The organism is Paraburkholderia sp. Ac-20336 (assembly GCF_017105025.1).
Lineage (GTDB): Bacteria > Pseudomonadota > Gammaproteobacteria > Burkholderiales > Burkholderiaceae > Paraburkholderia.
The window spans coordinates 43,921-62,330 of the sequence record NZ_JAAGPS010000025.1; the positions used below are offsets into that span (position 1 = coordinate 43,921).

The 18,410-nt window shown below is 62.3% G+C and carries 13 protein-coding genes; 7 read left to right on the plus strand and 6 right to left on the minus strand.

The window, feature by feature from the left end; genetic code table 11:
- Positions 1-51: 51 nt before the first annotated feature.
- From GXB81_RS10905 to GXB81_RS10930, 6 genes are all read right to left on the minus strand, one after another.
- On the minus strand, positions 52-723 hold the full coding sequence (locus GXB81_RS10905) for a C40 family peptidase (protein WP_167045100.1): 672 nt from the start codon (positions 721-723) through the stop codon (positions 52-54).
- Between the two features lie 137 nt (positions 724-860).
- Entirely contained in the window at positions 861-2,501 is a 1,641-nt protein-coding gene (locus GXB81_RS10910; protein ID WP_205989114.1) for a dipeptide ABC transporter ATP-binding protein, read from the minus strand.
- Positions 2,498-3,604 carry an ABC transporter permease gene (locus GXB81_RS10915; protein ID WP_167045094.1) on the minus strand — a complete coding sequence of 369 codons (1,107 nt, stop codon included), beginning with the start codon at positions 3,602-3,604 and terminating at the stop codon, positions 2,498-2,500. Before GXB81_RS10915 ends, GXB81_RS10910 begins: the two co-directional genes overlap by 4 nt.
- Positions 3,604-4,641, minus strand: a complete 1,038-nt coding sequence (locus tag GXB81_RS10920; RefSeq protein WP_167045091.1) for an ABC transporter permease subunit — start codon at positions 4,639-4,641, stop codon at positions 3,604-3,606. The genes GXB81_RS10915 and GXB81_RS10920 overlap by 1 nt, the downstream gene beginning before the upstream one ends.
- A gap of 98 nt (positions 4,642-4,739) precedes the next feature.
- Entirely contained in the window at positions 4,740-6,635 is a 1,896-nt protein-coding gene (locus tag GXB81_RS10925; protein ID WP_240162719.1) for an extracellular solute-binding protein, read from the minus strand.
- A 336-nt stretch (positions 6,636-6,971) separates the two neighbouring features.
- Positions 6,972-7,316: a hypothetical protein gene (locus tag GXB81_RS10930; protein WP_205989115.1), complete on the minus strand. Its 345-nt coding sequence runs from the start codon at positions 7,314-7,316 to the stop codon at positions 6,972-6,974.
- On the opposite strand from GXB81_RS10930, the gene GXB81_RS10935 reads away from it, so the two are divergent.
- The 7 genes from GXB81_RS10935 (at position 7,316) to GXB81_RS10965 (ending at position 18,182) form a co-directional block, all read left to right on the plus strand.
- A complete protein-coding gene (locus tag GXB81_RS10935; RefSeq protein ID WP_205989116.1) occupies positions 7,316-7,567 on the plus strand; it encodes a hypothetical protein in 252 nt (83 codons plus the stop codon). The two genes, GXB81_RS10930 and GXB81_RS10935, sit on opposite strands and share 1 nt — an antisense overlap.
- 232 nt (positions 7,568-7,799) lie before the next feature.
- Entirely contained in the window at positions 7,800-9,086 is a 1,287-nt protein-coding gene (locus GXB81_RS10940) for an MFS transporter (protein WP_167045082.1), read from the plus strand.
- Positions 9,087-9,104: 18 nt separating this feature from the next.
- Positions 9,105-11,537, plus strand: a complete 2,433-nt coding sequence (locus GXB81_RS10945; RefSeq protein ID WP_205989117.1) for a glycoside hydrolase family 31 protein — start codon at positions 9,105-9,107, stop codon at positions 11,535-11,537.
- A gap of 217 nt (positions 11,538-11,754) precedes the next feature.
- A complete protein-coding gene (locus GXB81_RS10950; RefSeq protein WP_167282551.1) occupies positions 11,755-12,939 on the plus strand; it encodes a porin in 1,185 nt (394 codons plus the stop codon).
- A gap of 379 nt (positions 12,940-13,318) precedes the next feature.
- Entirely contained in the window at positions 13,319-13,843 is a 525-nt protein-coding gene (locus tag GXB81_RS10955; RefSeq protein WP_205989118.1) for a hypothetical protein, read from the plus strand.
- A 955-nt stretch (positions 13,844-14,798) separates the two neighbouring features.
- Entirely contained in the window at positions 14,799-17,693 is a 2,895-nt protein-coding gene (locus GXB81_RS10960) for a bifunctional YncE family protein/alkaline phosphatase family protein (RefSeq protein WP_240159109.1), read from the plus strand.
- 153 nt (positions 17,694-17,846) lie between these two features.
- The gene (locus tag GXB81_RS10965) at positions 17,847-18,182 is read left to right on the plus strand and encodes a hypothetical protein (RefSeq protein WP_205989119.1); all 336 of its coding nucleotides are present in this window, start codon (positions 17,847-17,849) and stop codon (positions 18,180-18,182) included.
- The last annotated feature ends 228 nt before the right edge of the window (positions 18,183-18,410 follow it).

Here is an 18,410-nt window from a genome sequence, read left to right on the forward strand (position 1 = left end):
AAAGCCTGCTTCAGACGAAGCAGGCTTTTTTATCGCCAATGCGGCGCGGAATCAGTTATTCCCGCCGATCGTCGCGTTCACGCGCTTGCGCAGATCGTCGCCGTCATACGAGGTCTCGATCCGGCGTGCACCCGTGAAGCGCTTTTCCCAGTAGCCGTCATCCAGGTCGTCGACGCGGATCGTGCTGCCGGTAGACGGCGAATGCACGAACTTGTTGTCGCCGATATAGATGCCCACATGCGAGAACGTACGGCGCATCGTATTGAAGAACACCAGATCGCCCGGCTTCAGGTCGCTCACGCGCACCTTTTCGCCCACCCGGCTCATTTCCTCGGCGCGGCGCGGCAGCGCGAGGCCCAGCGTGTCCTGGAACACGTAGCGCACGAAACCGCTGCAATCGAGCCCCGAATCCGGCGTATTGCCGCCCCAACGGTAGCGAACGCCGATCATGTTCAGCGCGCCGACCACCACGTCGCCCGCTTTGCCGGCCATGCCGGAAAGGAACGACCGGGTGCTGCCGCTATCGCTGTCGGCCGCTGGGCTTTGAGTCTGGGGAGTGGAGAGGGAGGAAGAATTCGACCCGCTGGTGGTCGAATAGGAGGCGTTCTGATTGAAACTGCCGGGTTCGTCGGCGAACGCGCCGGGAGCTGCTGCCATCAGGACGCCAATGAACATCCCGGCGACGACGCGCGTGCAAGCCTGGGTTAGATTTCCTTGCTGCATTGGTCAGTAGTTTTTGCCTAAAAATCAGTGGACTGCGAAAAAAAGTTTGGTCGATAGTAGCCAGTAAGTATTTGTGTGTCAAAAGAAATAGAAAAAATCAATCGAGATACACTCCCAATTGTTAAAGGAGTGAAAAATCAACGGTCAAGCGCTGCTTTCAGCAGCTTTCGCGTGTAAGGGTGCGACGGCGTCGCAAAAACCTTCTCGGCCTCCCCGCTCTCGACGATCGAACCGTTCTGCATCACCACGATACGGTGCGCCATCGCCCCGATCACCTCGAGATCGTGGCTGATGAACACGAAGCCGAGATTGTATTTCTGCTGCAAACCGGCGAGCAGTTTCAGCACCTGCTGCTGGATCGACACGTCGAGCGCGCTCGTCGGTTCGTCGAGGATCAGCACGCGCGGCTCCAGCACCAGCGCCCGCGCAATCGCAATGCGCTGCCGCTGGCCGCCCGAGAATTCATGTGGATAGCGATACAACGCCGTACGGTCGATGCCGACTTCGCGCAGCACCGCAATCACCTTGTCGCGCCGCGCCTCGGGCGTCATCGTCGGCCGATGCAGCGCGAGCCCCTCGCCGACGATGCGCTCGATCGTCTGCCGCGGCGAAAGCGAACTAAAAGGATCCTGAAAGACGACCTGCATAGTCGAGCGCAAGGCGGTCTTTTCCGCGCCGCGATAGCTGCCGAGCGCCCTGCCCTGAAATTCGATCTCGCCGTGCGCGGTGCGCTGCAGGCCGAGCAGCGCCATCGCGAGCGTCGACTTGCCCGAACCCGACTCGCCGACAATCCCGAGCGTCTCGCCCTGGCGCACCGACAGGTTCGCCGCGTCGACCGCGCGAAAATGGCCGGAGCCGAACCAGCCGCGCAAGCCCGGCAGCTTCGTTCTGAAATCGACCGAGACCTCGCGCGCTTCGAGCAGCACGGGCGCGATCGGCATCACCGGCACGACCGAGCGCTGCGGCCGGCTCGCGAGCAGGCGCTGCGTATACGGATGCCGCGGCGCCTCGAACAGCTGTTCGACGGGCCCGCTCTCGACGAGCACGCCCTGCTCCATCACCGCGACGCGCTGCGCGAAGTGGCGCACGAGGTTCAGGTCGTGCGTAATCAGCAGCACGGCCATGCCGCGCTTCTGCGCTTCGTCGCGCTGCAGTTCGAGCAGCAGCTCGACGATCTGCGCGCGGATCGTCACGTCGAGCGCCGTGGTCGGCTCGTCGGCGAGCAGCAGACGCGGACGGCACGCGAGCGCCATCGCGATCATCGCGCGCTGCCGCTGGCCGCCCGACAGTTGATGCGGATAGCTGTTCGCACGCTTGCCCGGCTCGGCGATGCCCGTGCGCGCGAGCAGCTCGACCGTGCGCCGCGCCGCCTCGCTCGCACCCGCGCCGTCATGCGCGACGATCGTCTCGGCAATCTGGTCGCCGATCGTGTAGAGCGGATTGAGCGCCGTCATCGGCTCCTGGAAGATCATCGCGATGTCGGAGCCGCGCAGGCCGCGCATCGCGCGCTCGCTTTTCGCGAGCAGGTCCTCGCCGTCGAAACGGATCGTGCCGCTCACCTGCGCGTCGGCCAGCAGCCGCAGCACCGACAGCGCGGTCACGCTCTTGCCCGAGCCCGATTCGCCGACCAGCGCGACGCGCTCGCCGCGTCCGATCGCGAGCGTCACGTCGTTGACCGCGACGGTATCGCCGAACGTCACGCGCAGATGATCGAGTTCGAGCAGCGGCTTCTCCGCCGCCGCCGCGTCTTGCGGATTACCTGGCAACGTGGCGCTCATTGCTGACCTCCGGCACGCATCGCATCGGAGATGCGCGTGTCGAGCGCATTGCGCAGCGCGTCGCCCATGAAGGTCAGCAACAGCAGCATCGCCACGAGCACGCCGAAGGTGGACACCGAGATCCACCACGCGTCGAGATTCGCCTTGCCTTGCGCGAGCAGTTCGCCGAGGCTCGGCGTCGGCGCCGGCACGCCGAGACCGAGAAAGTCGAGACTCGTCAGCGCCAGAATCGCACTGCTCATGCTGAACGGCAGGAACGTGATGACCGGCGTGAGGCTATTCGGCAGAACATGACGCCAGATGATCTGCCAGTGCGAGAGGCCCATCGCGCGCGCGGCGCGCACGTAGTCCTGCTGGCGATTACGCAGGAATTCGGCGCGCACGTAATCGGACAGGCCAATCCAGTTGAACAGCGAGAGCAGCACGATCAGCAACGCAAAGCCAGGTTCGAAGATCGACGAGAAGATGATGAGCAGATAAAGCTGCGGCATCGCGTTCCAGATTTCGATGAGGCGCTGCCCGACGATATCGGTTCGTCCACCGAAATAACCTTGCACGGCGCCGGCGGCAATGCCGAGTATCGTGCTGATTACCGTGAGCACGAGGCCGAATTCGACCGACACGCGAAAGCCGTATAGCAGCCGCGCGAACAGATCGCGGCCGCGGTCGTCGGTGCCGAGCCAGTTTTCGCGCGACGGCGGCGCCGGGTTCGGCGACGTCGAGAAGTAGTTCAGCGTGTCGTAGTAGTAATGATTCGGCGGATACAGCGCAAAGTTGCCCGGCGCGTCGAAGCGATGTTTGATGTACGGGTCGAGATAGTCGGCCGGCGTCGGGAAGTCGCCGCCGAAAGTGGTTTCCGCATAGGTCTTGAACATCGGGAAATACAGGTGGCCGTCATAGCGCGCAACGAGCGGCTTGTCGTTCGACCACAGCGGCCCGGCGAGGCTCGCCGCGAACGCGACGAGAAAGATAACGAGGCTCCAGTAGCCGAGCCGCTGCTGGCGAAAACGCCGCCACACGCGGCGCGCGGGCGTGGGCGACACGAGCGCGCGCGGCAATTCGCTGCGCGCCGTCGCATCGGCGGAAAGGCGGGCTCGATTCATCAGCGCTCCAGTTGTTCGAATTGGATGCGGGGATCGACCCACACATAGCAAAGGTCGGAGATCAGCCGCGTGACGAGGCCGATCAGCGTGAACAGATACAGCGTGCCGAGCACGACCGGATAGTCGCGCCGCATCACCGATTCATACGACAGCAACCCGAGCCCGTCGAGCGAAAACAGCGTTTCGATCAGCAGGCTGCCGGTGAAGAACGCGCCGATGAACGCGCCCGGAAAGCCGACGATCAACGGCAGCAACGCATTGCGGAACACGTGCTTCCACAGTACGCGCCGTTCCGACAAACCTTTGGCGCGCGCGGTCAGCACATACTGCTTGCGGATTTCGTCGAGGAACGCGTTCTTCGTGAGCATCGTGACGACCGCGAAGCTGCCGACCACCGAGGCCGTGATCGGCAATGCGATATGCCATAGATAGTCGAGGATCTTGCCGAACAGGCTCAGCTGGTCCCAGTTGTCGGACGTGAGGTTGCGCAGCGGAAACAGCTGCAGGAACGTGCCGCCGCCGAACAGCACGAGCAGCAGCACGCCGAGCACGAAGCCCGGAATCGCATAGCCGATCAGCACGACGAGGCTCGTCGCGATGTCGAAGCGCGAGCCGTTGCGCACGGCTTTCGCGATGCCGAGCGGCACCGATATCAGATACGTGAGGAAGAACGTCCACAAGCCGATGCTGATCGACACCGGCAGCTTCGAGACGATCAGCGACCACACGCTTTGATGGCGAAAGTAGCTTTGCCCGAGATCGAAGCTCGCGAAGCGCCTGAGCATCAGCACATAGCGTTCGAGCGGCGGTTTGTCGAAACCGTAGAGCTGCTTCAGTTGCGCGACCTGTTGCGCGTCGACGCCGCTATGCGCGCGCAGGCCGAACGGCGCGGCGCCCTCCGCGCCCTTGCGCAGCTCGTGCTGCATCTGCTCGACCGGTCCGCCCGGCACGAACTGGATCACGGCGAAGGTCAGCGTGAGCACGCCGAGCAAGGTCGGGATCATCAGCAGCAGACGTTTGAGGATGTAGCTCCACATAGGCGGTGTTCCGGTGCGACAGCGTTGAGGTGAACGGACGGTCGGTGATGAAATCGAAATCGGCGAGGCGCGAGCAACGCGGCGCTGCGACGAAGCGGCTACGGTTTCGGCTGCGGCTTCGGCGACGCGCCGGCGGACGGTGGCGTTTGTGCCGGTGCCGGCCGATCCGTTTGCGGGTCCGCTTGCCCACGTGCCCGCGGGTCTTCGTACCACCACATCGACGTGATCCAGCCTTCCGCGCCATAGTACAGTGGCAAGGTCTTCGGCCAGGCGAGCCCGCGCTTGAACGCGACCCGGTGCGTGCCGCTGTACCAGTGCGGCACGACGTAATAGCCATGCATGAGCAGACGATCGAGCGCGTGCGTGGCGTCGGTCAGTTGCTCGCGCGTTTGCGCATGCACGAGCGCGTCAAGCACGGCATCGACCGCCGGCGACTTCACGCCGATCGCGTTGTCGGAACCGGGCGTATCGGCGGCCTTGCTGCCGTAGCGGTTGACCTGCTCCGAACCGGGCACCTGAACATCGGGCATACGCAGCGTCGTCACGTCGAAATCGAATGCATCGAGGCGCTTCTGGTAGACCGCGAAATCGGCCGTGCGGAACGTCACGGTAATGCCGAGCTTCTGCAGATTGCGCGTGAAGGTCGCGATGATCGGCTCCATCGACGATGCCGAGCCCGAATCGTCGAGAATCTCGAAGCGGAACGGCTCGCCCCTGGCGTTGCGCAGCGCGCCGTCGCGATAGACCCAGCCGGCCTGCTGCAACAGATCGCGCGCGCGCAGCAGATTGGCGCGCAGCGAACCGGGCGGATCGGTATCGGGCTGCGTCGGCATCGGACCGAACACGGCTGGGTCGAGCTTGTCGCGAAACGGGTCGAGCAGCTTGAGTTCGCCCGGCGACGGCAACCCTTTCGCCTGCCATTCGGTATTGGCGAAATAACTGTCGATACGCGTGTACTGGTTGAAGAACAGTTGCCGGTTCAGCCACTGGAAGTCGAGCGCGAGATCGAGCGCCTTGCGCACGCGCACATCCTGGAACAACGGCCGCCGCGTGTTGAGGATGAAGCCCTGCATGCCGGAGCCGTTGTGCTGCGCGAATTCGCGCTTGACCAGCTCGCCGCTGTCGAACTTCTTGCCGATGTCGCGCCGCACCCAGTTGCGCGCGATGTATTCGACGAGTGCATCGTATTCGCCGGCCTTGAACGCTTCGAGCCGCGCGGTGCTGTCCGCGTAGAGCTTATAGACGATGCGCTCGAAGTTGTCGGTGCCGACGCGCACCGGCAGATCGGCGCCCCAGTAGTGCGGGTCGCGTTTAAACGTGATCGTGCGGCCGTTGTCGTAGCTCTCGATCAGATACGGGCCGCTCGCGATCGGTTTTTCGAACGCGAGCTGGTCGAACGGAATCCGGCGGCCGTCCGGCTTCATCCCCCACTTGCGCGAGAACACCGGCATGCTGCCCGCGACGAGCGGCAACTCGCGATTGCGGTCGCGAAACTCGAAGCGCACCGTCTGCGGATCGACGACGACCGCACGCGTGATCTCGCCGAAAATCGATGCGTATTGCGGCGCGGCCTGCGGGCTTTTCAGCGTGTCGAACGAGAACTTGACGTCGTCGGCGGTGACGGGGTCGCCGTTCGAGAAACGCGCGTGCGGGTTGATGTGGAACGTGACCGAGAGACCGTCGGGCGCGACGACGATGTCGTCGGCGAGCAGCCCGTACGCCGATGCGACTTCGTCGCCGCTGCCGGTCGTCAGACTCTCGAACATCATTTCGAGGCCCGGCGCCTGATTGCCGCGCAGCGTGAACGGATTGAACTTGTCGAAGCTCGTCAGGCGGCTCGGGTTCGCGAGCACGAGCGTGCCGCCCTTCGGCGCATCGGGATTCACATAGTCGAAGTGCTTGAAGCCGGCCGGATATTTCGGCTCGCCGTATTGCGCGATCGCATGGACCGCTTGCGCCGGCGCCGCCGCGAGCAGACCCGCACAGGCCAGCATGGCAGCGAGCGCGGCGCGCAAGGGTCCATGAATCACGTGGTGCAGAAATACATGAGGCGTTCGAACCCGTCGCGAGCCAGTTGTCATAGAGGTCTTGCTGATGAGTGGGCAATGGCGGTGCGGGGCATTCTACCCAATTAATCCGCGCAATCTGCTCGACTCGTGCAAGGCCATGCGTTGTGGTTACAAACGCTCGCACCAAAGAAAAACCGCCCTTGCGGGCGGTTTCCGTTTTGCGCTGCCGGTTAAGGAGCGTAATGAGCTGCGCAACACGCAGCGTGATGCCTGACACCGGCTCAACGCCGCAGCACCAGGCAGCGCTGACTCAGTGCCGACTCAGTGCCAACCGCGATGATTGCCGCGATCGTGTCCATAGCCGCCGCGTCCCGGCGGATGGTGGCGATACCAGTCGTCACGCGCCCAGTAGCGATGGCCGTCCCAGTAACGGTCGCCATGCCAGCCGATCACGATCTGCGGACCACCGTAATAAGCAGGCGCCGGCTGATAGACGACGGGCGGCGGCGGGGGCGGCGGCGGTGCGTAGACCGGAGCCGGCGCAACGTAGACCGGAGCGGGAATGCCGATATTGACGCCGACGTTGAGGCCACCGGCCATCGCCGCACCCGACGCGGCCAACGTCAACACCCCGAGCACAAGCGGAACAAGACGAGCGGACTTCATTGATCACCCTTTATGGAAACACGTTTTGTTGGCGGAAATATAACGCAAGGTCGCGTCGCGCGTATTTCAACTTTGTAATAACTGATGCTGAAAATCGCGTGCTCACGCAACGGGTAACGTCTGGTTACATCGGACATAAAGCGGTGAAGAAGGCGGCAAAAAATGGCCTCGCCCGCCGCTTGCGGCGCTTCGAACCGGTTCGCTTTACCGACACCGAAAACGAACATTATGATGTTCGAAAGAACATATAAACCGGTCTAACAAAAAATCTGTCATCAGATCACATTACGATCTGAAATGAGAAATCTCCAAATTATCCCGTAAAATCAAGGAAATTTTGAGAAATCGACATGGTTTTCCCTGGTATCTCGGCCCATTGCAAGTGGTAGGATGACTGTCACCGAAAATCAACAAATGTTCGAATTCGCGCATCAGCGAGCGCCGCCACCCGCGTGGCGTTTCGCCGCGCCACGGAGACTGATTTTGAAAACGATCAAGGGATTGCGCTGGTGGATCATCGCCCTCGTCTGCCTCGGGACGATCATCAACTATCTGTCGCGCAACGCGCTCGGCGTGATGGCCCCCGAGCTGATGAAGCTGCTGCACATGAGCACACAGCAATATTCGTATGTCGTCGGCGCGTTCCAGGTCGGCTACACGGTGATGCAGCCGATCTGCGGCCTCATCATCGATATGATCGGCCTGCGGCTCGGCTTTGCGCTGTTCGCCTGCCTGTGGTCGCTGACCGGCGTGTTCCACGGTTTCGCAGGCAGCTGGTTTTCGCTCGCGGCCTTGCGCGGCTTCATGGGCCTCTCCGAAGCGGCCGCGATTCCGGCCGGCATGAAGGTGGTCGCCGAATGGTTTCCCGACCGCGAAAAATCGGTCGCGGTCGGCTACTTCAATATGGGGACCTCGCTCGGCTCGCTGCTCGCGCCGCCGCTCGTGGTGTTCCTGTCGCTGCGCTACGGCTGGCAGAGCGCGTTCGCGGTCACCGGCGCACTCGGCTTCGTGTGGGCCGCCATGTGGTATCTGATGTATCGCTCGCCCAACGAACACAAGCGCGCCAGCGATGCCGAACGCAGCATGATTCTCGACGGCCAGGCGCCGCCCGCCGCGCAGCGCGCGAGCGTGCGCGAGGTGCTGCGCACGCGCCGCTTCTGGGCGATCGCGCAGGCGCGCTTTTTCGCCGAGCCCGCCTGGCAAACGTTCAGCTTCTGGATTCCGCTCTATCTCGCCACGCAACGTCATATGGATCTGAAGCAGATCGCGATGTTCGCCTGGCTGCCGTTTCTTGCCGCCGACCTCGGCGGCCTGTTCGGCGGCTACCTGTCGCCGTTCCTGATGAAGCATCTGCGCGTGCCGCTGATCTGGTCGCGCATCGCCGGCGTCGTGCTCGGCGCGCTGATGATGCTCGGCCCGGCGTCGATCGGCTTCGTCTCGTCGCCGTATCAGGCCATCGCGCTGTTCTGCGTGGGCGGCTTCGCGCACCAGATGCTCTCCGCGCTCGTCAACACGCTCGCCGCCGACGTCTTCGACCCGGGCGAGGTCGGCACCGTCGCCGGCTTTGCGGGCATGGCCGCGTGGATCGGCGGCCTCGGCTTCTCGCTGATGGTCGGCGCGCTGGCCGATTCGATCGGCTATACGCCGCTGTTCGGTGCGCTCGGCGTATTCGACATCATCGGCGCGACGCTGCTGATCATCCTGATGCGCGGCGTGCCGCGCCATGGCCGCGCGCGCCGCGCCGAACTCAACGCCGGCACGGCCGCGTAACCTTCCTCGAGACCCATCATGCCCTCATCGACCACTCTCAGGCATCCGCCGCGCTTCGCGCTGTCGTCCACGGCCGGCAACCCGATCGTGCTGACTGCGCAACCGAACTGCCGCATCGAACTGTTCGTGCTCGCGGACGACATCATCCGCGTGCTCGTGCTGCCGGACGGCGAAACGCGCGGACCACGCACGTGGGCGATCGCGCCCGGCGCCGACGACGTGCCGCTCGCAGGCCGCGAACGGCACGACCTGAGCGGCTTCACGCCGCCGCCGTTCACGGTCTCGGAACAGGCCGGCCACGTCGTGATCGAAACCGCGCGCGTGCGCGTGAGCGTGGCGCTCGAAGGCGGCACCTGCGCATGGGACATCCTGCACGAGGGCACGTGGCATCGCGTCATGAGCGATCGCAAAACGCAGGCGTACAACTTCGGCTGGTGGGACTCGCGCGTCTATCACTACCTCGAACGGCGCCGCGACGAAATGTACGTCGGCCTCGGTGAGCGCGCCGGCTCGCTCGATCGCGCGCAGCAGAGCTACGAGATGCGCAACATCGACGCGATGGGCTACAGCGCGCGCACCACGGACCCGCTCTACAAGCACATTCCGTTTTACGTGACATGGCAGCCGCAGACGTCGACGGGCTTCGGGCTCTTCTACGACACGCTCGCCGATTGCCGCTTCGACATGGGCCGCGAGCTCGACAACTATCACGGCCACTATCGCCATTTCATCGCCGAGCATGGCGATCTCGACTATTACTTCATCGCCTCGCCGGGCACGCCGCTCGACGCGGTGCGCCGCTTCACGTGGCTCACTGGCCGTCCCGCGTGGATGCCGAAGTGGGGCCTCGGCTACTCCGGCTCGACGATGAGCTACACCGACGCGCCGGACGCGCAGCAGCAGATGGGCGAATTCATCGAGCGCTGCCGCGAGCACGACGTGCTGTGCGATTCGTTCCATCTGTCCTCGGGCTATACGTCGATCGGGCCGAAGCGCTACGTGTTCAACTGGAATCACGAGAAGTTTCCGGACATCGACGGCTTCGTGCAAAGCTATCTCGATCACGGCGTGCGGCTGTGCGCCAATATCAAGCCGTGTTTGCTGCAAGACCATCCGAAGTTCGGGGAAGTCGCGCAAGCCGGTCTGCTGATCGCAGCATCCGACGGCGAACCCGCATGGGTGCAGTTCTGGGACGAAGTGGGCGCCTATCTCGACTTCACGAATCCGGCAACGATCGACTGGTGGAAAGCGCGCGTGAAGGACGCGCTGCTCCGGTACGGCATCGCGGCCACGTGGAACGACAACAACGAGTTCGAGATCTGGACGCCGAATGCGCTCGCGCATGGCTTCGGCCGTGCCTATCCGGCGCATCAGGCCAAGGTGTTGCAAACGCAATTGATGATGCGCGCGTCGCACGACGCGCAGCGCGAGCATGCGCCAGACAAACGGCCGTTCCTCGTGTCGCGCTCGGGCGGCGTCGGCATGCATCGCTACGTGCAGACATGGTCGGGCGACAACTACACGTCGTGGGAAACGCTGCGCTTCAATCTGAAGATGGGCCTCGGACTCGCGATGTCCGGCATCTCGAACAGCGGACACGACATCGGCGGCTTCGCGGGTCCGGCGCCTGGAGCGGAACTGTTCGCGCGCTGGGTCGCGTTCGGCATCTTCCTGCCGCGCTTTTCGATTCACTCGTGGAACGACGACGGCACCGTCAACGAGCCGTGGATGTACCCCGAGGTCACGCAACAGGTCGCCGATCTGATCAAGCTGCGCTACCGGCTCATCCCTTACCTGTACGAACTGCTGTGGCAATCGCACAGCGCTTACGAGCCGGTGTTGCGGCCGATGTTCGCGGAGTTTCCGCACGATCCGCGCTGCCTCGCCGACGGCGACGACATGATGCTCGGCTCGTCGATGCTGGTCGCGCCGGTGGTCGACGCGAACCGGACCACGCGCGACGTGTATCTGCCGGCCGGCACGCGCTGGGTGTCGTACTGGAGCGGAGAAGCGTTCGCTGGCGGCCAGACTGTCACGCTGCCGGCGCCGTTCGAGCATCCCGTGTTCCTGCTGCGCGAAGGCAGCGTGATTCCGCTGAACGTTGCCGAGCAGCACTTCGGCCGCCTCGCCGACGAACGCGCGTTCATCGCGGTGCCGTATGCGGGCATGGGCACCGCGCAAGGCGGCTCGATCGAAGACGACGGCGAGAGCGAGGCATGGCGCAACGGCGAGCAAGGTCGCTGGCAGGTCGCGCTATCGAGCGACGATACGGGCACGTTGCGCATTGCGGTCGAGCGGCCGGGCTGGCTGCCGCAATCGCAGGTGCAAGCGCAGGTTCGCATCTTCGTGCCGATGAGCGAAACGCGTGCGATCGTCTGCGCAAACGGCACGCTGGCCGACGACCATGTCGCGGACGGCTGGCGCTGCCTGACAGTTTCACTGCCGCACTGAGGTATCGCGAGACACTCGCCAGCACTACGAGGCACAAACGAAGCACAAACGACGTACGAAGTACAAAAGACGAAGTACCGCGCAGCACGAAACAACAACCGCAGCGGCCTGAGAGATCGATGAACGCCCTATCAACTCCGACCCACTCCGATCGAGAACTGATTGAGCGCTCATCGATCTCTCAGGCCTATTCATCCAGTCTGGAGACACGTCCATCATGAATCCCATCCAGCACGCGCGTACTCGCGCGTTCGTCCTCTGCTGCCTGCCGTTCGCGGGCGCCGTATTGTCGACCAACGCATCGGCGCAAAGCAGCGTCACGCTGTATGGCGTCGTCGACAATGCGTTCAGCTATGTCAGCAACCAGAAGGGGCATTCGAACTTCTATATGAGCCAGGGCAACCTGCAGGCGAGCAAGTTCGGCCTGGTCGGCTCGGAAGATCTCGGCGGCGGCACGAAGGCGATCTTCCGGCTCGAAAGCGGCTTCAATTCGCTGACCGGCGCGCAAAGCACCGCGGGCTACCTGTTCAACCGGCAAGCCTATGTCGGCCTCGCCAATGACCGCTACGGCACCGTGACGCTCGGCCGCCAGTACACGCCCTACTTCAACATGGTCGGCGCGCTCGGGCCGACCGGCGTGCTGACCGGTGCGACCGGCGCGCACCCCGGCGATATCGACGCGCTCGACACGACGCTGCGCTTCAATAATTCGGTAACCTACTTATCGCCGACGATCGCGGGCCTGCAGATGAGCGCGCAATACGCGCTCGGCGGCGTGCCGGGCAGCGTCGCGAACGGCAGCAATTTCAGCGCGGCGTTCCGCTACGACTATCAGCCGGTGTCGATCGCGGCCGGCTACGTGAAGCTCAAGGACGTCGCGACGAGCGCGGCGCTCGGCAGCTTCGCGATCAACTCGCCGGTGAACAACGGCTATGCGAGCGCGCGCAGCGCGCAACTGTTCGCGGCGGCGGGCCGCTATAGCTGGCACGATCTGATGGTCGGGCTCAACTACTCGAACGTGCAGTACGCGCCGGGCAACGGCTCGCTGTTCCTCGACAAGGCCGTGTTCAACACCTACGGCGTGATTGCGACCTACCGGGTCACGCCGAGCGTGACGGTCGGCGGCGGCTATAGCTTCACGCAGCAGAGCAAGGCGAACGGCATCGACGATCCCGCGCACTACCAGCAGATTTCGTTCGAGCAGACGTACAACCTCTCGACACGCACGACGCTCTATGCGCTCGAGGCATATCAGCATGCGAGCGGCAAGGCGCTGATCGCGGCGGGCAGCGGCGTGAGCATTGCCGACGCGGTCGCGGTGGTGGGCGACTCGCAGAACACGACGCCGTCGTCGGGGCCATCGCAGTTCGTCGGGATGGTGGGGTTGCGGCACGCGTTCTGATTGAACGTCATTGGAGCGGGTACTGCTCTTCGTCCATGACATGGGTTGACCGAGGTTTTCCGATTAGATAAGACGACGCAGCATGATCGCTTGCGCCCGAGTCGCGAAACCGATCTGTTTGCACTGTCATAGTAGCTTCAACTGCAATGACTGACGGGCCTGCCGGAGCAATCCCGCGCAGGCCTTTGGTTTTGATTCCGATCTCACAATCCCACTTTTCGGAGTTATCCCATTCCAATTGAAATGGACCTTTCCGAACATAGCCTGGCACGGCACATCTACGCGAAACGGACGTACGTGAAAGCGCCGCGAGCGACGCCGAATAGTTGATCGTTTGCTGGCTAACAACAGGTCAAGCTCAAATCAAAGTGGAGATGGTGTGGCGGATAGTCTTGGCGCATTCCTCGTATCCGTTGGACTTCTGGTTCTGGATGACCCTGAAGGCAAACGCCAGCAGTTCAAATATGCCGGATTTGGGATGGGTATCTCCGTCCCGATTCCGAAACTGCTGCACAGAAAACTAACCTTGCCCCAAATAACCCTCAAAGGACGGGAAATCGCAGGAACCGGATCAACAACCGACTTCCCCAGCAACGGCATCGTCCATGAAACAGCAGCATGTCATGGCAATCTCACGCCACAAAAGTTGGAAGGTGGTGCGATCTATTTTGACGGCAGCGCTGGCCTGCTCTACGGTACGGATGTGACGGTTTTGCTTTGTGGCATAAAACCCGAGCTACTGGAAATGGCGATCATGATTCAGTCGTTCATGACCCTGGCTGTCAATACCGCCCCTGCCGTGATCGTTGTTCGCGGCGTTAACGAGGGACTACAGGAAGGCTTAGGCGGGGGTCTCATGCCCGGACAAATCATATGGAAAGGCACCTATGACAACGACAGCTAAACGAGACTCGGCAGATACCTGGCCTAAGCGGAAATCCGTTCGGACCAGCCACCTCTCTTTATTAAAATGAAAGAATATAAAAATACATTTGAAAGATATGTCGCTTCTCAATATGCTATGCATCGGTCAATAGTCACCTGTTAAAACTAGAGTCGATGCATGGCATGCATACCTAAAATGGCGGAAGATCATATAAAAAGTACTCAAACAAAGATCATCATTTCTCGAATAAATTTCACCCCTCTGTCATGCAAGAGTTGTAGGCTTGATTCCTTGTGAAAATCGACCAGCATTGAACATTTCAATACCGTCGATTTTGGCCGTACGGTTTACCGATTCAGAATCCGATGTTCTGATCGTTTAGAGCGTCACGCAAGCGGCATCTCTAACGCGGTACGGCCTCTCATTCCGCCCACGCCTTCGCCACACCCGCTCTCGCCCTCGCACCTATCCCACCGCCCGGACCATGCCTACTCCGGGCGACACATGTCTCCAACGAACGCCTCCGCCGATCCGTCTCGAATCACGTCTCGCCCACCTATTCCTCTGACAATCACGACGAAATAGCGAACCATTTCGTGAAGTTTCATTTAATTCAGGATGACAGATAAACACATGACAGTCATATAAGAATTAATTTCTGCATAACGTGATAACGATTCTTATTCGTCGCACTCCAGATTTAAACGCGTCATTCGATTGACACTTGCCGATGACTAAATATCGCCGTGCTGACAGCGCAAGAGCAGTGCTGTTATGCGTCTCGCGTGAATCGACCGTCAGCACGTCTGAGCAATCAGGGGCGATATCTCTACCAAATGATTCCGTTTGAATCAGATCAACAATTCTGTTTTGAATTCTTTGGAGAAGCACGATGAATCGAAAGCTCGTTCAGTCCGGCATTGCTTTAAGCCTATTAACCAGCTGCGTGGCCTTCGCGACTCCGCAGAGCAACATGGCGCTTCTGCCCACCGGCCAGTTCATTTCCCCGATGGCCATCCCGGGTGCCGCGCAACAACTGCTGAATCCGCAGCTGTCGGCCAAGCCGACCCAGGTGGTCAGCGGTGCCATCAAGTCGCAGCTCAGCCCGGACGGTAATACGCTCGCGGTCATCACCGCCGGCTACAACACCGTCTACACGGGTACCAACAACAACACGCTCGACAAGGCCGATTCGACCCAGTACATCTTCATCTACGATGTGTCGGGCGCCAACAAGGCCAACCCGCAACTCGTGCAAGCCATTCATCAGAACAATGCGTTCGATGGCCTCGCGTGGAACGGCAACCAGACCCTGTACGGCACCGGCGGCGCCGACGACAAGGTCTACGTGTACGGTCGCGCTTCGGCGGCGCCGTCGGCCCAATGGTCGCAGACCGCGGCCATCGCGCTGAATCACACCACGGGTATCGGTTCGGGCGTGAAGCCGAACGCCGGCGGTCTCGCCGTGTCGGCCGACGGCAGAACGCTGGTCGTGGCCAACAACTACAACGACTCGATCACCCTCATCGACACGACGTCGAACACGGTCACCTCGGAATACGACCTGCGTCCGTTCAACACGTCGGGCGCGCAAGGCGTCGCCGGCGGCGAATACCCGTGGGCCGTCTCGCTGAAGTCGGACGGCACCGCGTTCGTTTCGTCGGTGCGCGACCGTGAAGTCGTGGTGCTGAACCTGTCGAACCCGGCCGCGCCGCAATTCATCACGCGCATTCCCCTGCAAGGCAATGCCTACGGCATGACGCTTTCGCCGGATCAATCGAAGCTCTACGTCGCCGTGTCGAATGCCGACCAGGTGGCGGTCATCGATACGTCCAGCCGCAAGGTCCAGAAGACGATCGACATCGCCAGCCTGTCCGGCGACGATCAGGACGACGACGATCACGATCATGGTCACGGCAACGATCACGGCCATGACAACGATCACGGCCACGGCTGGGGCAACGACAACGATCAAGGCCACGGCCATGGCAACAGCAAGAAGTACAGCGGCCGCGATACGGTCAACGTGACCGTGTCGAAGGACGGCAAGACGCTGTACGCGGTCAACAACGGCGACAACTCGATCGCCGTGATCGACCTCGACGGCCAGAACGGCTACCACGTCGCCGGCCTGATTCCGACCGCCTATGCGCCGAAGGACATCACGCTGAGCGCCGACGGCTCGCAGATGTACATCATCAACGGCAAGTCGAACACTGGCCCGAACCCGCTCTACACGCCGGGCGGCGCCACGGCCCAGTACCAGTTCGGCCTGGAGCAGAGCAGCCTCGTCAGCGCACCGGTTCCGCGCGGCGAAGTGCTCGAGCGCCTCACGAACCAGGTGGAAGAAAACAACCACTACTCGGTGAAAGAGTCGCAAAGCGATCGTCAGACGATGCAGTTCATGCACGATCACATCAAGCATGTGATCTATATCGTCAAGGAAAACCGCACATTCGACCAGATCCTCGGCGACCTCGGCAACGGCTCGAACGGCGATCCGACGCTCACGATGTACGGCAAGGCCACGACGCCGAACTTCCACAACATCGCCAGCAACTTCGTCACGATCGACAACTTCACCGATCCGGGCGACGGCTCGATGGACGGCTGGTCGTGGGTCCAGCACGCGCACGTCACGCCGACCGAAGAAGTCTCGCAGCAGGAAAACTATGCGGGCGTCACGCGCGGCATGTCGTACGAATCGGAAGGCAGCAACCGCGGCGTGCCGGTCGGCCTCGCGACGACCGCCTTGCGCGATGCCGGCACGGGCGGCAGCTTCACGACGGGAACGTCGTCGCTGCCGGGTGGCACGGCCAACGTGCTGCCGGGTATCGCCGACATCTCGGTGCCGGATGCGCCGTTCGGCTACCAGAAGGCCAACATCTACGATGCGGTGCTGCAAGCCGGCGGCTCGGTGCGCGACTACGGCGGCATGGTCAACAACACGGGCTCGATCGGCACGATCGCGAGCCCGCTGCTCACGCCGTTCGCCTCCAACATCATTCAGGTTCACCCGGTCAAGCCGACGCTCGTCAATCTGACGGACCCGTACTATCGCGGCTTCGACCAGTCCTATCCGGACACCTTCCGCGAGCTCGAATGGAACCGCGAGTTCCAGCAGTACGTGGCGAACGGCAATCTCCCGTCGTTTGAATTCGTCCGCATGGGCTCCGACCACACCGGCAACTATGCACAGAACGTGGGTCAGATGGCCTCGGCCGAGCAGGAAGAAGCCGATAACGACTTCGCCGTCGGCAAGCTGGTCGAAACGGTCGCGAACAGCCCGTACGCGAAAAATACGCTGATCGTAGTGGTCGAGGACGACTCGCAGGCCGGCTCCGATCACGTCGACTCGCACCGCGCTCCGGCGTATGTCGTCGGCGCGTATGTGAAGAAGCAGGCGATCGTCAGCACGCCGTACAGCCAGGTCAGCGCCGTCCGTACGATGGAAGATGTACTGGGCACCCAGCACATCGACCTGAACACGGCCTACGCGAAGCCGATGGCCGACCTCTTCGACACGCACTCGAATGGTTCGTGGACCTACACGGCCGTTGCCTCGACGATCCTGAAGGGCACGAACGTGGGTAACGTGGCCACCGGCCCGACGTCGGGCGGTAACGACGGCAACCAGTACGCGCAGGGTCCGGACATTCATCCGCTGCACGGCGCGACCTACTGGGCGAACGCAACGAAGGACTTCGACTTCTCCAAGGAAGACCTGATTCCGCCGGCGCTGTTCAACCAGGTGCTGTGGAAGGGTGTGATGGGTGACAAGCCGTATCCGACGCCGCATTCGATCTATTCGAAGGTCGCGGCGGACGGTACGAAGACGGTCGCCGCCTCGGACGACGACGACGATTAAGTCGGTCGCGCTGTCGTTCGCCCCTGGCGCAGACGGGTTGCATGACCCCGACGCACCGGGTACGCGGTAACGGGTAGCGGCGGGCGGCGGTCTTTCGGGACTGCCGCCCGCTGCCATCGGCGCCTCGCCACGAGCCGGCATGCCGATAGGCGCATGGCGATGACCGATGCCCGCTTCCTGCTGTTCCTGATCCTGATCCTGATCCTGATCCTGATCCTGATCCTGATCCTGAGTACCTTGAATTTGCGTCAAGCGATGTGCCTGGGTTCGCACCGGATTGCCGGGGCGAAGGTTCGTCTGAATGAATCGCCTGAATCGGGTCCACAGCATGCAGATTTCGCATCCCCTTTATTCGGTCCGCGCACCGGCATTGCCCGGGCGGCTGAACGTCCGGGCAACGAGCGCCGTCGTCGTGGCTGTCGGCATTCATGTGGTGCTGCTCGCGGCAGTGCTGAACCATCGCGACGAACCCATGCCGTTGTTGGCTGAGCCGCGCACGATCACCGCCGAACTGTTGCCGCCCGCGCCGATGACCGCGTCCGCGGTCGTGCAGTCGCCCCCTGTTTCGCACCCTGCCTCGCCCCCGCAGCGTGCGGTTCCCGTCGAGACGGCGAAGCCCAAGGCACCGCCCATAACCCCGAGAACCATCAGTAAAACGAATCATCCGGCAACGCCGACGCATGAACCCGTGACACCCTCACCAGGCAGGCTTGCCGC